The following is a 14,952-nucleotide window of genomic DNA, read 5'->3' as shown; positions in this document are numbered from 1 at the left end:
CGGGCCGCGAGGTTCCGCGGCGAACCGACAATCAGCAGACTTCGACGAGAATGGCCGTGATGTTGTCGCGTCCGCCGCGACCATTCGCGAGGTCGATGAAGCGGTGCACGGCCATACGTCCGCCCTGGGCGGCGATCTCGGGGATCTCCTCCATGCGCAGGTAGCCGTGGAGGCCGTCGCTGCAGAGCAGGAACTGGTCGCCGAGCTGGAGCTCCGTCACCAGCGTGTCCACCTGGACGTAGTCGCGATTGCCGACGGCGCGGGTGATCACGTTCTTGTGCTTGGCGTGCTTGGCCTCGTCTTCGGTGATGAGGCCTTGCTTGAGCTGCCAGGCGATAAGTGTGTGATCTTCCGTCAGTTGCTCGACCTGCGTGCTGCGCACCCGGTAGATGCGGCTGTCGCCCACTTGGCCCAGCGCCACGAAGTCCCCGAAGCGCATCATGGCGCTGATGGTGGTGCCCATGCCGGCCTTGTTGCTGTCGAGCTCGGCCATGGCGAACACCATGTACGTGGCGGCCTGCACGGCGCCCTCGAGCAGGCGGCAGGCCGAGCGCGCCTTGTCCTCGTTGAACTCGCCATCGAGGGGCAGCGTCTCCCGCCCGCGCTTGATCATTCCGTAGATGGTGTCGATGGCTTCTTGGCTGGCCACCTCTCCGGCCGCGTGGCCTCCCATGCCGTCGGCCACCACCCACAGACCGAGGTCGTCGTCACAAAGGAACGCGTCCTCGTTCACCTTTCTGCGGCGTCCAAGGTCACTGGCCCCGTAGGATCTGAGGAGCAGCTCTTCGGCCGCCGAAGTCATCCAATCGGCGATCATTACAGGAATGAGTGCGATAACCAAGGATTCCTTCGGAGCACTTGCGGTCGGGGCCGTCGCAAAATACCGTGGGGCCGCGTGATGCCGGCCCCGGCCCACAGCTTCAGCACCGTAACCGACAGCCCGGAGCGGGTGGCGCGCGAGCTGTCTCTCACGCTGGGCCGGGTCGGGCGCGCGAGCGGCGCCCTGGTGTTCGTCAGCGGCCGCCTGGCCGAAGGGGCCGGAGCCGTGGCGGACGCGGTCGCTCCCGTCCTCGGCGGCGTGCCCGCCCTGGTGGTGAGCGGCGCCGCCGTGCTCAACGAAGACGGCGAGCTGGAAAACCAGAGCGCTGCCTCCGGCTTGGTGTGGGCCGGCGGGCGTCCGGAGGTGCTGGTCGGTTCCGGCGGCGACGCGGAGGCGGTCGCGGAAAGCCTCGCCTCGCAGCTGGTGGATCGCATGGCGCGACGCCCGGCCCCGGCGGCGGTCTTCATCCGGCCCGACGGCTTCAGCCCGCACGCGCTCGAGCCCCTCGCCCGCGGTCGCGGCCTGGGTCAGGTGTTCGGCGCCGGCAGCACCGGGCCCGTCGCTGCCATCGATGCCGAGGGGAAGGTCCACAGCGGCGGCGGCGTCGCCATCGTGCTCCGCGGTCTCACCTCCCCCGCGGTGCGCTCGAGCCCGGCGTGCCGGCTCTTGATGCCCCTCCGGCGCATCACCGAGACCCGCGGCTCGATGGTCACCCGCATCGAGGGAGAGGCCGCTCTGGACGTGCTCACCGCCATCGGCAACGAGGTCAGCGGCCAGCCGCTGGTGCTGGCAGTGCTGGCGCCGGAGGAGCGCGAGGGCGAAGAGCGCCCGGAGCTGGTGATTCGCGGCGTGCAAGGCGTGGATCCGGTGCGCCGCGGGCTGATGATCTCCGACGAGGTCGACGAAGGCATGCGCATCGCCTTTGGCATCCGAGACCCGGGGGCCGCGCGCTCGGATCTCGAGCGCACGGTGCGCGAAATGCACCGTGGGCTCGCGGGCGGCGTGCCGCGCTTCGCGCTGTACCTGAACTGCGCGGGCCGTGGGTCGTCCTTGTACCCGTCGCCGGACGTGGACATCGGCATCATCCGCACGCGCTTCGCCGGTGTGCCCTTCGCCGGCATGCAGTCGTCTTTCGAGATCGCGCCCCATCGCGAGCGCCCCACGCTGCACCTGTACACCGGCGTGCTGGCGCTGTTCTCCGCACCGAGCTGAACCATGCCCGCACCCTCCGCTCTCGTCCTGGGTCAGAAGAAGAAGAAGCTGGGCACCGCCGACGCCGCCCTGGCTGCGCTGGTCATCGCCGTCGTGGGGCTGATGATCGTGCCGCTGCCCACGTGGCTCTTGGATCTGCTGATCGCCTCGAACCTCGCGTCGTCCGTGGCGATCTTGCTCATCACGCTGTACGTGAGCGACGCCCTGCGCATCGCGGCGTTTCCCACGCTGCTGCTCATCACCACGCTCATCCGCCTGGCCCTCAACGTCTCCAGCACCCGGCTCATCCTGCTGCAAGCCGACGCCGGCGAGGTGATCCGCGCGTTCGGGCAGTTCGTGGTGCGCGGCAACTACGTGGTGGGCGGCGTCATCTTCTTGATCTTGACCATCATCCAGTTCGTCGTGATCGCGAAGGGCAGCGAGCGCGTGGCCGAGGTGGGCGCCCGCTTCACGCTGGATGCCATGCCCGGCAAGCAGATGGCGATCGACGCCGAGCTCCGCAGCGGTAGCATCGACGGCAACGAGGCCAAGCGCCGCCGCCGGGCCCTGGCCCGGGAGAGCCAGTTCTACGGCGCCATGGACGGCGCCATGAAGTTCGTGAAGGGGGACGTCATCGCGTCGTTCCTGATCACGCTGATCAACATCCTGGGCGGCCTCGCCATCGGCGTCGGCCAGAAGAACATGGAAGTGGTCGGCGCCCTCAAGCGCTACGGCCTGCTCACCATCGGCGACGGCCTGGTCTCGCAGATCCCGGCGCTGGTGATCGCGACCGCCGCGGGCGTGCTGGTGACCCGCGTCGCCAGCGAGGAGCCGGACACGCCGCTGGGCGAGGAGCTCTCCAGTCAGATCTTCGGCGCGCCGCGGGCGCTCCGCGTCGCGAGCCTGTTCGTGGTGATCTTGGCGGCGATCCCGGGGCTGCCGGCGCTGCCGTTCCTGGTGATTGGCGGGCTCTTGTTCGTCGCCTCCCGGGCGCCCACGCGGCCCGCAACGCGGGCGGAGCACGGCGGCGGAGCAGAGCCCATCCAGCGCGACGAGGACGACCGCGCGCCGCGTTTCGTCCCCGTTGTGGTGCCCTGGTCGCTGCACGTGAGCGCGGATCTCGCGCGCCTGGTGGACGACGACGTGCGCGGCGGGGAGCTCCGCCGCGCGGGGATCCGCTCCGCCGGGGCCGCGGTGCAGGAGCTCACCTTCCGGGAGCTCGGTGTGCCCCTGCCCGCGCCCCGTGTCTCGGTGGACGACGAGCTACCCGAGCGCTGCGTGGTGCTCAGCATCCACGAGGTGCCGGCCCAGGTGTTGGAGCTGCCGCGAGAGCTCGGCGATGGCGACCTCGCCGCGTTCCTGGTGGACGCCGCCCTGGGGGTGCTGCGTCCCCGGGCCGCCGACTTCCTGGGCATCGCCGAGACGCAGGTGCTGCTCGATCAGCTCGAGCAGATCGCCCCCGCCACCGTTCGCCAAGTGGTGCCCAAGCCGGTGAGCGTCACGCTGTTGGCCGACATCCTGCGCCGGCTGGTGGAGGAAGGCGTCGGGGTTCGCGACTTGAAGACCATCCTCGAAGCGCTCTCGCAAGTCGCCACTGCCGACAAGGATCCGCTGAACCTCGCGGAGTTCGTGCGCTCGCAGCTGCGCCGGGCCATCACCCATCAGCTCACCGGCGGCTCGCCGGAGATCGAGGTCGTGCTGCTCGAGCCCGGCATCGAGGAGACCATCCGCGGCGCCATCCAGCGCACCGCCGCTGGCAGCTTCCTCACGCTGGCCCCGGCCGCGGGTCGCGACATCGTGACCGCCGTTCGCCGCGCCAGCCCCAGCGCCGAAGCGCTGGTGTTGACTCAGCCCGACATCCGTCGCTTCGTGCGCAAGCTCATCGAGGTCGACATGCCCGATGCCCGCGTCGTGAGCTTCGCCGAGCTGCTCCCCGAGCTGAGCGTCAAGCCGATCGGAACCGCGACGCTCTCGGGGCTCTAGACGCGACGCTGAACCACCATCTTGCGCGGCACTTGCCCGCTCTGCTCCAGGAGCTTCTTGGCTTCCTTCTGCAACAGCGGATGGGTCTTCTTGGCCAGAAACGCGCCCAGGAGCCGCGCGTCGATCTCCATCAGCTTGCGGAGCGCCCGGCGCATGCTCTTGGTGTTGCTCACGTAGGCGTAGGCGAAGGAATACGCGCGCCACAGCTGCGGCTTCAGCGCCTCGAAGTCCGGATCTTCCGGATCGTACAGCTCCAGCATCTCGAGGCCCTTCTTGGCCTGACCGCTGCGCGCCCACGCCTCGCCGATCACCGCCGCCATCATGGCGCGGGCCTTGGCCTCCTGGTGCCGGCTCAGATCGATGCCGTCCGCGAGGGGTCGCGCCTCACCAACCTGACCGATCATCAGGTGAATCATGGCCCGCTGGGCGCGCGCCTCGTCGGCGATGGGCGCCATCACCTTGCCCAGATCGATCGTCTCCAGGGTGGCGAGGGCCTTCTTCGGATCTTCCTGCAGCTCGAGCTGCGCGCGGGCGAAGATCGCCGCGGGGTCCTTCTTCTTGAAGCTCTGGTCGAGCTCCGCGAGGGCCGCCTTGCGATCTTCCGCCGTCTCCACCTTGCTCAAGATGGAGGCGACGCCGCGAGCCTTTTTGGCCTGGGAGATGGCCCACCACACGATGCCGGCGAGGGCGATCGTCACCACGCCGGGCACGCCCAGCGCGACGGCCTTGCCGGTGGTGGAATAGGTAAAGCCCGCGATCAGCCCGCCGATGAGCCACACCGCGACCAGCGGGATCGCCAGCCGCCAGAGCATCTTCTTCAGGGCCTCGCCCGAAAGCGGGTCGGGTACCTCTTGGGGTTTGACCACCAAGGGCTTTTCGAGCTGCTTCTTCTTGCTCTTGCCCTCGCTGGCTCCGCGAGTGGCTGCTCGACGCAGCTTTCTGGCTTCCTTTGCCACGGCGGGCCGCTATAGCGCTCCGGGCGGGAGGGGCGCAAGCCCACCCGCATTTTCGCGCTGGCGGGGCAGCGCTACCCTGGGCGCATGCGTCGCTTTCTGGTGCTCGCCCTGTTCGCCGCCGGCTGCAGCAAGAGTGGAGCTTCGAGCGGTCCCCCGCCCTCTCCTTCGCCCACGCAGGCCCCAGCTCCCAGCGCCGCTCCCGCCAGCACCCCCACTGCCGCCACGGCCACCGCCACCCCGAGCGCGTGCAGCGAGCTCGAAGACAAGCTCCGCGCCGAGCTCGCAAAGCTGCCCTCGCCCTGCAGCGCAGACGCGGACTGCACCTGCTACGTCGGCGGCGTGTCCGGCGTCACCGGTTGCGGCGGCATCAGCAACCTGAGCGCCGCCAAGCGCATCGGCGAGCTCACACAACAGCACCACGACCAGAAGTGCGGCGGCCAGGTGAGCTGCGCCGCACGCTTGTGCCAGCCCGCGTGCGTGAACGGCAGCTGCCGCCGGCGCCCATTGCCCAAGCCCTAGCTCAGCCTGTTCGTTTGTATGTTGGTCCGGCGCGATCCCCGTCGCGTCACGCTTCCGTGACGACCGGCGGCGGGGGCAGACTGTCGGGCCCGGTGTCCGGCATCGACTCGTAACGGAAATGCTGGAACACACTTTGCGCCAGGGACAGCACCGGCACGGCCAAGAGCGCGCCCCACAAGCCGTAGAAGTGCTCGCCTACGATCAGCGCGAACACCACCAGCACCGGATGGATCTTGGCGGCCACGCCGATGATCTTCGGGTTCAGCAGGTTCGCTTCCACCTGATGGATACCGATGATCCAGAGCAGCACCCACAGGGCGGTCCAAAAGTCTTGAGTCAGGCCGATGATGACCACGGGAACGCTGGAGAGGATCGACCCGAAGATGGGGACGATGCTCATGACCGCCGCGATGATGGCCAAGATGGGCCAGTATTTCAGGCCGAACATCCAAAAGCCGATGGCACTGAGCACGCCGTTCACGCCGCAAATCACCAGCTGGCCGCGCACCACGCCGGCGAGCCCGCGGTCGATGCGGAAGATCAAGCGATCGAAGCTGCCGCGCGCGCGAGGCGGGGGTAGCGAGCGGAAGAAGTCGAGGATCTGTTCGCGGGTGTGCATCAGGTAGGCCGCGACCATCAGCGTCATGAACAAGAGGAAGATGGCCCGCGCCACCTTGCTCACCACCAGCTGGCCGAACTTGATGAGCTCGACGGCGTTCTTCTTCAGGTAGCTCCCCAGGCTCGCCATGCTCTCGTTGGCGAGCGTCGCCACGCTGAACTTCTCGTCGGTGTCGGGCTGCTTGGGAATGATGCGCCAGCGCTTGGGGCCGTCCTGCACCACGTCGACGCCGGAGCGGAGCTCGATCTCGTAGCCGCCGTTCTCCTTCTTGATCACCTCGAAGGCGGGGGCGGGCGGCGGCTTCGGCTCCTTGTCCGCGGTGTCCACGCGGTCGAGCACACCGCCCACGTAGGTATCCACGCGCGGCGCCCACTTGCGCGTGAGCTCCTTGACGAGGGTCGGGGCGTCCCGCGACAGCTTCGACACTTCCACGTAGATGCGCGGCGCAATGGCCGCGACGGACATGTAGATCGTGCCGATGGTCACCACGTACACGATGACGATGGCCAGCGCGCGGGGGATGCGAGCGCGCTCGCACAGCGCCACCAACGGCGTCAGCACGTAAGCGATGATGGTCGCCAGGATGAAGGGCAGCAGCACTTCGCTCGCCCACACCGCGAGGGCAACGATGGCGACGAAGCTGATCGCCAGAAACGCGATGCGCGGCCGGCTCCAGCCGCGCCCCCCGCTCTCTATGATCACTGGCTCTGTCACCGTCTTGCTCCCGCGTGAGGCAGCGCGCGAACGCTAGAGCGTCCCCGGCGTGCGCGCCAGCCTGATACACGACGGCCCGGACGACGCGCGAGGCGTCTCCGGGCCGCAGTGCCAGCTCGGCCTGAGGCCGGGCTCACTCCTCCGACTGCTGCTCCTGAACCTCGGCGGCATCCGCCGCGGGGGCCGCCTCGGCCTCGGCCTCGGCGCTCTCGTCCTTGGGAGCCGCGATGCTGGAGAGCTTGTCGCCCAGCTTCTCCTTGAGCAGGTCGCCCAGCGTGGCGCCCTTGCCCGCCTTCTCGCGGTTGAGAACCTGGAGCTGCTCGGCCTGCGGGCTCTCGCCCGGCGCCCGCGTAGACATCGTGATGCGACGGTCCATGGTGTCCACGTTGGAGACCTCGGCCTTGATCTTGTCGCCCACCGAGAGGTTCGACCCGGCGGCCATTTCGCCGGCCGGAATGATGGCCTCGATGCCCTCGCGCAGTCGCACGAACGCGCCGTAGTCCACCACCGACAGCACCTCGATGTTCTCCACCACGCTGCCCGGCTTGAACTCCTCCAGGATGCTGCCCCAGGGGTCGTCCCACAGCTGCTTCACGCCCAGGCTGACCTTCTTCTCGTCGTGATTGATGGAGAGGATGATCGCCTCGACGTCGTCGCCCTTGTTGTAGAGGTCGGCGGGGTTGTTGACCTTGACCGTCCAAGACAGGTCGGTCTTGTGGACCATGCCGTCCACGCCTTCTTCGATGCCGATGAAGACGCCGTAGTCCGTGAGCGACCGCACCTTGCCAGCGATCTTGTCGCCGGGCTTGTACTTGTCGGTGAACAAGGACCAGGGATCGGGCTCGAGCTGCTTGAGGCCCAGGCTGATGCGCTTGGCCCGCGCATCCACCTCGAGCACCTGGCACTCCACCTCTTGCGCCATCTCCAGCATCTTGGAGGGATGCTTGATCTTCTTGGTCCAGCTCATCTCGCTGACGTGGATGAGACCCTCCACGCCCGGCTCGAGTTCCACGAAGGCGCCGTAGTCCGTCAGGCTCATGACCTTGCCGGTCACGCGCTTGCCGATGACGTACACCTCTTCTGCGTGGTTCCACGGATCTTCCTGGGTCTGCTTGAGGCCCAGGCTGACGCGCTCGGTCTCCGGGTTGTACTTGAGGACCTTGACGGTGACCTCGTCCCCGACCTGGAACACCTCGCTCGGGTGGTTCACGCGGCCCCAGGACATGTCCGTGATGTGGAGCAGGCCGTCGATGCCGCCCAGATCCACGAACGCGCCGTACTCCGTGAGGTTCTTGATGGTGCCGGTGAGGACCATGCCCTCTTCGAGATTCTGCAGGGTCTTCTGCTTCATCTCGTCGCGCTCCTTCTCGAGGAGCACGCGGCGGCTGAGCACGATGTTGCCGCGCTTCTTGTTGAACTTGATGACCTTGAACTCGTAGGTCTGGCCGATCAGCTTCTCGAGGTTGCGGATGGGCCGGAGGTCTACCTGCGAGCCCGGCAGGAAGGCCTTCACGCCGCCGCGGATGGTGACCGACAGGCCGCCCTTCACGCGCTGGCTGATGGTGCCCTCGATGATCTCGTCGCGCTCGCACGCGCTGGAGATCTCGTCCCACACCTTCATCTTGTCGGCCTTCTCCTTGGACAGGGAGATGAGGCCGTCGTCGCTCTCGCGACTCTCGATGAAAACGTCGACCTTGTCGCCGGCCGCGACGGCGAGCTGGCCCGTCGCGTCGACGAACTCGTCCGCCTTGATGACACCCTCGCTCTTGCCGCCGATATCGACGACGACGGCGTCTCGATTCACCGCCACCACGATGCCGGTGACGATCTGTCCCTCTCCGCCGATCTCGATTCCGCCAGCGTTTGCTTCGCTGGCTTCGAACATTGCTGCGAAACCGTCAGTGGGGTTTTGGTTTTGAGTGGTTTGGGTGTCAGTCATGGATTGAAACAATGCCTCCGTGCCCTGGCGTAGCGTCGAGTGCGGGGTGAGCCGCAGGGCCGCGATGAGCTTGCATGTGAGCCACGCACCACGCCCGGGGGCGCGTGAGGTAGCGCACGAGGCCTAGTGAGTCAAACCCCAAGTTCCTAGGGGGGCTCGCCGCACAAGCGCTGGGACAGCAGCGCTTCCAGCTTGCCACCCCCGCGGTCGCTGTCCAACAGCTGCCATGGGAAGTCCACGACCAGACCCTCGGAAGCCACCCTCACCTTCGCCTGGGCGGCCACGGCCCCCTCCCCCGCGACGTCCGCCTCCGCCGGGCGCGCCGCCAGCGCCCGGAGCGATGCCTCCACCTGGGGCTTTTCCTGCGCGGCATCCGCGCCCGGGCTCACCCCGGCCACGGCATGACCGGTGACATCCCCGGACAGCCCGAGGTGACCGTGGACCGACGTGACGCCTCGCAGCGGGGGGATCCCGGCCGCCCCCGTGAGTCGATCCAGGGCCGGGCGTGCGAGGGCGAAGGCCACGGCGCCTTCTTTGGGCAACCCCAAGGAGGTCGCGGCGCTTCCCACCGGGAGGGCGGCCCGCGCCCGCTCCGCGTTGCTGGCGAGGACGACGACGCCATCTTGGGCTTGACCCAGGGCCCAGCCCTTCGCGTCCACCCAGACGCCGTCCTCCACGCTGCCCTTGCGCCCTTCTTCGCGCAGCACCTTGGCCATGCCCTCGACCACACCGGACTTGGGGAACATCCCGCCCAACAGCAGCACCCACTGGCTCGAGCTCCCGGCCTGGGCGTACACGATTTCTCGAAGGTCGACGGCCAGCTCCACGCGTGAGCGACCCTGGATGCGCTCGTGGCGGGTCGGCTTCATCTTGGGTGAGCCTGCGCAGTCCACGATCGGGAACACGTACTTGCGCACGGGATCGAAGAGCACGACCTTCTCCACCTCGACCCGCACCACGGCGTCGCTATCCAGGGGTACGTGCGCCGCGGCGACGGGCACGTAGCGCAGGTAGTGGAAGTAGATCGCAGCACCAGTGGCGATGCCCAGGGCGATCAGGGCGAAGAAGACGCTGCCGACGACACGAAACGAGTAGGCCTTGCGAGTCACTTGGGCTCCTCGGCGGCGATGGCGGACGCCAGCACCTCGGATGAAAGACGCAGCCGTAGCACGACGGAACGCCCTACCACTTCCACGCTGAGACCCTTGGAAATGCTCTCCGCGACGCTGCCCAGCCCTCGGATGCTGCGGGCGAGCTCGCCGAGGGCCTCCCCCACCGCCTGGGCGTGCTCCTCTTGCTCGAAGCCGAGCTCCACCTCGGCCTCGAGGCCCGCCGCTTCCAGACTGGCGAAGCCGCTCACGGAGCGGCCCTTGTCCAGCATCCGCGCCACCGTCACGCTGCGGTCCTCGACCCAGCGCGCCAAGGCCGGCGCTCGGGCAGCGAAGCTCACCACTCCCTTGTCCGCCGGCTCCACGTGCTCGTCCCCGGCACGCTGCTCGAGCTGGCGCTCCATGCTGTCGATCTCCGCCGTGCTGGCGAGCACGACCAGCTCGTCCCCGCGAGCGTACAGCCGCGCCGGTTCCACGCGCTCCTTGACGCCTTGGCGCTCGTACATGCGCCACCCGCCGCCGAGGTCGATGGCCGGCCCGAAGCGGGGCGTCAGCGCATAGGTCCTGGGATCCACGTCGGCGAAGTGCCCCGATAGGATCACCACGTTGTCGATGTGGGCCGGATTCGCGTTCGGCCGCAGGGCGACCCATATCGTCTTCGACGCGAGCAGCAGATCCGCCATCATGCGCGAGAGCTCGGGCTCCCGCCCGGCGCTGGCCGCCGCTTGCTCGCGCAAGCGCGCCAGCGCCGCTTGTCCGAGTGCGCTCCGAATCCGTTCCAGATCCAGACGCACCGCCACGTCCAGATCCGCTGGGATGGCGGCGCCCGGGGTCGCCAGCGCCGGCGCCGGCGTGGAGGGCGGTGGGATCCGCTCGGGACCGCAGCCGGTCATCACGACGGCCAAGAGCGCCGCCAGCAGTGCTCGGATCACGAACCCAGCTTTCGCGCCACGTCCCGCGTGTGGTTCACGATGTGCGCGACCACTTCGTCGATGCTCATGCCGGAGCTGTCGACCAGCGTCGCGTCCTCCGCCTGCGTCAGCGGGGCGACGGGGCGCATGGTGTCGCGATGGTCCCGCTGCACCACTTCGTCTCGGACGCGATCCAGCTCTGCCGGCGCACCACGGGAGCGCAGCTCCTGGAAGCGACGCTCGGCGCGCACGTCCACGCTGGCGGTCAGGAAGAACTTCGCCTCCGCGTCGGGGAACACGACGGTGCCGATGTCTCGGCCCTCGAGCACCACGCCGCCCTCGGCCCCGGCCGCGCGCTGCATGTCCAAAAGCGCCGCCCGTACCCCGGGAATCGCGCTCACCTGGCTGGCCCCCTCGGCGATCTCCTGAGTGCGGATCAGCTGGCTCACGTCCTCGCCGAAGAGGGTAATGCGCTGGCCTTCGAAGCGCACCGCGCCCTGCTCCGCCAGACCTTCCGCGAGCGTGGCCACCGCCGACTCGTCGCTCCAAGAAAGGCCTTTTCGCTCCGCCGCCAGCGCTACGGTGCGATACAGCGCGCCGGTGTCCACCAGCGTGTAGCCCAGCGCCTCGGCCACGCGCCGGGTCACGGTCGTCTTGCCGGCACCGGCCGGTCCGTCGATGGCCACCACGGGTCGCTTGCGGCTCATGTCTCGACCTCCACTTCCGCCCCCAACGCGCGCAGCGTTCCGGCGAAGCGCGGGAAGCTGGTCGCGATGCAGTCCACGTCGTCGATGCGGCTCTCGCCATCGGCCACCAGCGCGAGCACGGCCGCAGCCATCGCGATGCGATGGTCCCCACCGCTGCTCACCTCCGCCGCCGAGAGCGGTCCTTGCGGCCGTCCTTCCACCGCGAAGCCGTCCTCCCGCTCCTCCGCTGCCACGCCGAAGGCGCCCAGCAGTCGCACGATGGCGGCGATGCGGTCGCTCTCCTTCACTCGCAGCTCGCGCACGTCGGAGAACTGGCTCACGCCACGGGCCCGGGCCGCGAGCACGGCGGCGATGGGGATCTCGTCGATCGATCGCGCGGCGAGCTCCCCGCCCACGTGGGCAGCAGAGAGCGCCGACGCCCGCACGCTCACCTCGCCAAAGGGCTCTCCCAGGGCGTCCCCCTGGGGCACCGCTCCGAACTCGACGCCGAAGCCCCGGAGCACGTCCAGAATGCCAGCCCGCGTCGGGTTGAGGCCCGTGCGCCGCGTCGTCACCAAGCTACCGTCCACCACCGCAGCGGCCACCAGCGGGAACGCCGCTGCGGACAGATCTCCCGGCAGCTCGAGCTCGAAGGGACGGATGGCCATGGGATCCGCTGGCGGGTGCAAGCTCACCATCGGGCCCAGCGTCTGGATCGGCATGCCCAGGGCGTTCATCATGCGCTCGGTGTGATCTCGCGTGACGAGCGGCTCGACCACCACCGTGGGCCCCGACGCGAACAGGCCCGAGAGCAACAGGGCGCTCTTCACTTGGGCGCTCGGAACCGGCAGCGTGTACTCGAGGGGCGCAAGGCGCGTGCCCTCCGGCAAGGGTCCGAGCTCGAGGGGGGCCGTCACGTCGTCCCCCTTGGGCACGCCCCAAATGACGGCCCCCCGCTGCCGAAGCGGATGGACGACCCGCCCCATCGGACGCCGCGACAAGGACGCGTCGCCATGCAGCCGGCTCGCGAACGGCTGCGCCGCGAGCACCCCGCTCATCAGCCGCATGGTGGTGCCGCTGTTGCCGCAGTCGAGGGACTCCGCGGGCGCACGAAGCCCCGCGAGACCCACGCCGCGGACGTGCAGCACTCCCTGGCCGTCGTCCCGCGCGGCCACACCCATGGCGCGAAACGCCGACAGCGTCGCCACGTTGTCCTCGCCGTAGGAGAAGCCGCGGATGAGCGAATCGCCGGCGGAAAGCGCGGCGAAGATCAGCGCACGATGGCCGATGCTCTTGTCACTGGGCACCGGCACGCTCCCGGAGAGCGGCCGCGCCGCAGGGCGGACTCTCAAGCGGGCCATGAGGCTACTTCTGCGGCACGCCCGCCTCGCCGGTCACCCCGGGAGACACGGTGGCGGGGATCACCTTGGGCTGCACCGGCACGCCCACGATGCGGAGCGCCTGGTCCAAGAGCTGCGCGACGCCCTCACCATCGAGGCCGGCCACGAACTGCGTGTCCGTGCCCTTGGCCTCCGCTTCCAGCTTCTTGATCGGCTGCGGAATGTTGAACAGCGAGGCCAGCCAACCCAGAGACTGCACGCCGCTGGCGAAGTCTCGGAGGTTCTGCGCGCCCTGGGTGGCACTGGCTTCGTCGGAGTACGTGAGGGTGCCGGCCAGGTTCAGCCCCGGCGCCTCGAAATTGCCGACCATCCGGGCCGTCTCCAGGCCTTGCAAGAACGGGAACTGCTGACGTGTCGCGTCCGTCAGCGGATGCGCCCGGAGATCGAAGCCCATCACCATGGGTGCGTTCGGCGTGTCCATGATCTCCGAGAACCAGTCCGGCACCGCACGCTTCACTCGGCCTTCTTGAATGCGATCCAGCGCTCGACGAATGCCGGTTTCGTTGCCGACCAGCGCGGTGCGCGCCGTGAGCACGGTAAAGCCCACGTTGCGGGAGGTGTACAGCGTGTGCTTGGCGTAGCTGCTCTTCACCAACGGCGCGCCCAGCGGCGTCTGCGTCACGCCGTCCGCGGCTTGCTCGATGCGGGCCTTGTCGAAGCTTCCGGTGGCCACCACCGTGAAATCGGCGCCCTGCATGGAGTAGAAGCCCGCGTACAGGTGCGTGAGGTCCCGGGTGGCGTCGAAACCCGCGCTCGCGGGCATTGGCGCCTGGGCGATGGCCGCGAGCTTCTGGCCGAACTGCGACGCGAACAGCGCCTTGGCGTCCGCGGAGAGCATGCCGATGGCACCGCCGGGCAAGAGCGCCAGCGGGTCTGCGTCGATCTGCTGCTCCGAGAGCGCCTTGCCCTCCGCGGCCTCGACGATCACGTCGTCCTTCTTGGGGCAGCCCGCCACCGCGAGCGCCAACCCCAGCATCACCAGCGCGTGCAATGGCTTCACGCGAGCACCTCTTTCAGCGCCGCCAGCGCGCGAGTGTTTTCGTCCGCCGTCCCTACCGTGATGCGCAGGAAGCTGGTCTGACCCAAGGGGCGGACGATCACGCCCTTCTTCAGGAGCTCTTGGTACAGCTCTCGACCGGGCCGGCGCGCGTCCACGAACACGAAGTTCGCCTGGCTCGGCACCACGCCCACGTCCAGCTTCGCGAGCTCCTCCTGGAGACGCGCGCGCTCCGTCGCGTTCTGGGCGCGGCTCCTTTCCACGTGCTCTCGGTCGTCCAAGGCCGCCAATGCCGCCGCTTGCCCCAGGGCGTTCACGTTGAAGGGCGCCCGCACCCGGTTCATGTAGTCCACCAGATCCGTGGGGCCGATGGCGTAGCCGACACGAAGCGCCGCCAGCCCGTAGATCTTGGAGAACGTGCGCAGGCTGACCAACCGCTCCCGCAGGCCGCGGAGCTCCAGGCTATCGGGGTAGTCCTCGGCGGAGACGTACTGCAGGTACGCCTCGTCCATCACCACGATCACTTCCTGGGGCACGTCTTGGAGCAGACGCTCGAGACTCTTCCGATCCACGTAGGTGCCGGTGGGATTGTTCGGGTTGGCGATGAACATCAGCCGTGTCTTTGGCGTCACCGCGGCCGCCATCGCCGTGAGGTCGTGGGTCCAATCCCGGAGCGGCACCGCCGTGAACGGCACGCCGTGAGCGAGAGTCGCCAGCCGGTACACCACGAAGGAGTTCTCGGCGAACACCACGTGATCCGCCGCAGTGGAGAAGGTGCGGATCAGAAGCTCGATGAGCTCATTGGATCCATTGCCCTGGATCACCTCCGCCATGCTCACGTCGTGCTCTTGGGCGATGCGCTCTCGCAGGCGATACGCGGCGGCGTCCGGATAGCGATGCGCCTCCGTCACCGCGCGGCGCACGGCCTCCACGGCGCGCGGGCTCGGCCCCAAGGGGTTCTCGTTGGAGGCGAGCTTGACGGCGTTCTCGACACCGAGCTCGCGCGCCACCTCCTCCACGGGCTTGCCCGCTTCGTAAGGCACCAGCGACTCGATGGACGGTGTGACGAGCGGCCTCATTGCGCCGCGAGCGTAGCCGCCTTCGGCGG

Annotated in this window: 13 protein-coding genes; 3 read left to right on the top strand and 10 right to left on the bottom strand. The window is 68.7% G+C overall.

What is annotated here, in order from left to right:
- Positions 1 to 31: 31 nt before the first annotated feature.
- Positions 32 to 781 carry a serine/threonine-protein phosphatase gene (locus tag H6717_27470; protein MCB9580800.1) on the bottom strand — a complete coding sequence of 250 codons (750 nt, stop codon included), beginning with the start codon at positions 779 to 781 and terminating at the stop codon, positions 32 to 34.
- A 114-nt stretch (positions 782 to 895) separates the two neighbouring features.
- Here H6717_27470 and H6717_27465 point away from each other — a divergent pair, with 114 nt between their 5' ends.
- Together H6717_27465 and H6717_27460 are read left to right on the top strand one after the other, a co-directional pair.
- Entirely contained in the window at positions 896 to 2,032 is a 1,137-nt protein-coding gene (locus tag H6717_27465; GenBank protein MCB9580799.1) for an FIST C-terminal domain-containing protein, read from the top strand.
- Between the two features lie 3 nt (positions 2,033 to 2,035).
- Complete coding sequence (locus H6717_27460; protein ID MCB9580798.1) at positions 2,036 to 3,994, top strand: FHIPEP family type III secretion protein; 1,959 nt, start codon at positions 2,036 to 2,038, stop codon at positions 3,992 to 3,994.
- On the opposite strand, the gene H6717_27455 is transcribed toward H6717_27460, so the two are convergent.
- Positions 3,991 to 4,950 (bottom strand): hypothetical protein, encoded by a 960-nt coding sequence (locus H6717_27455; protein ID MCB9580797.1) that lies wholly within the window; start codon positions 4,948 to 4,950, stop codon positions 3,991 to 3,993. The two genes, H6717_27460 and H6717_27455, sit on opposite strands and share 4 nt — an antisense overlap.
- A gap of 84 nt (positions 4,951 to 5,034) precedes the next feature.
- On the opposite strand from H6717_27455, the gene H6717_27450 reads away from it, so the two are divergent.
- Positions 5,035 to 5,469, top strand: a complete 435-nt coding sequence (locus tag H6717_27450) for a hypothetical protein (protein ID MCB9580796.1) — start codon at positions 5,035 to 5,037, stop codon at positions 5,467 to 5,469.
- 46 nt (positions 5,470 to 5,515) lie between these two features.
- Here H6717_27450 and H6717_27445 read toward each other — a convergent pair whose 3' ends face one another.
- The 8 genes from H6717_27445 to H6717_27410 all read right to left on the bottom strand — a co-directional run bounded on the left by H6717_27445 (position 5,516) and on the right by H6717_27410 (position 14,923).
- Positions 5,516 to 6,802: an AI-2E family transporter gene (locus H6717_27445; protein MCB9580795.1), complete on the bottom strand. Its 1,287-nt coding sequence runs from the start codon at positions 6,800 to 6,802 to the stop codon at positions 5,516 to 5,518.
- Positions 6,803 to 6,935: 133 nt separating this feature from the next.
- Positions 6,936 to 8,741: a 30S ribosomal protein S1 gene (locus tag H6717_27440; GenBank protein MCB9580794.1), complete on the bottom strand. Its 1,806-nt coding sequence runs from the start codon at positions 8,739 to 8,741 to the stop codon at positions 6,936 to 6,938.
- A 146-nt stretch (positions 8,742 to 8,887) separates the two neighbouring features.
- Positions 8,888 to 9,850, bottom strand: a complete 963-nt coding sequence (locus H6717_27435) for a hypothetical protein (protein ID MCB9580793.1) — start codon at positions 9,848 to 9,850, stop codon at positions 8,888 to 8,890.
- A complete protein-coding gene (locus H6717_27430; protein MCB9580792.1) occupies positions 9,847 to 10,782 on the bottom strand; it encodes a hypothetical protein in 936 nt (311 codons plus the stop codon). The genes H6717_27435 and H6717_27430 overlap by 4 nt, the downstream gene beginning before the upstream one ends.
- Positions 10,779 to 11,468, bottom strand: a complete 690-nt coding sequence (locus tag H6717_27425; GenBank protein MCB9580791.1) for a (d)CMP kinase — start codon at positions 11,466 to 11,468, stop codon at positions 10,779 to 10,781. The genes H6717_27430 and H6717_27425 overlap by 4 nt, the downstream gene beginning before the upstream one ends.
- Positions 11,465 to 12,808, bottom strand: coding sequence for a 3-phosphoshikimate 1-carboxyvinyltransferase (gene aroA / locus H6717_27420; GenBank protein MCB9580790.1), 1,344 nt, complete (start codon positions 12,806 to 12,808; stop codon positions 11,465 to 11,467). The genes H6717_27425 and aroA overlap by 4 nt, the downstream gene beginning before the upstream one ends.
- A gap of 4 nt (positions 12,809 to 12,812) precedes the next feature.
- Complete coding sequence (locus H6717_27415) at positions 12,813 to 13,847, bottom strand: hypothetical protein (protein MCB9580789.1); 1,035 nt, start codon at positions 13,845 to 13,847, stop codon at positions 12,813 to 12,815.
- Positions 13,844 to 14,923 (bottom strand): histidinol-phosphate transaminase, encoded by a 1,080-nt coding sequence (locus H6717_27410; GenBank protein ID MCB9580788.1) that lies wholly within the window; start codon positions 14,921 to 14,923, stop codon positions 13,844 to 13,846. Before H6717_27410 ends, H6717_27415 begins: the two co-directional genes overlap by 4 nt.
- Between the last annotated feature and the right edge of the window lie 29 nt (positions 14,924 to 14,952).

It is taken from the genome of Polyangiaceae bacterium (assembly GCA_020633235.1).
In the GTDB taxonomy this organism is placed as follows: Bacteria; Myxococcota_A; Polyangia; order Polyangiales; family Polyangiaceae; genus JACKEA01.
This window is presented reverse-complemented; position numbering and strand designations above follow the sequence as displayed.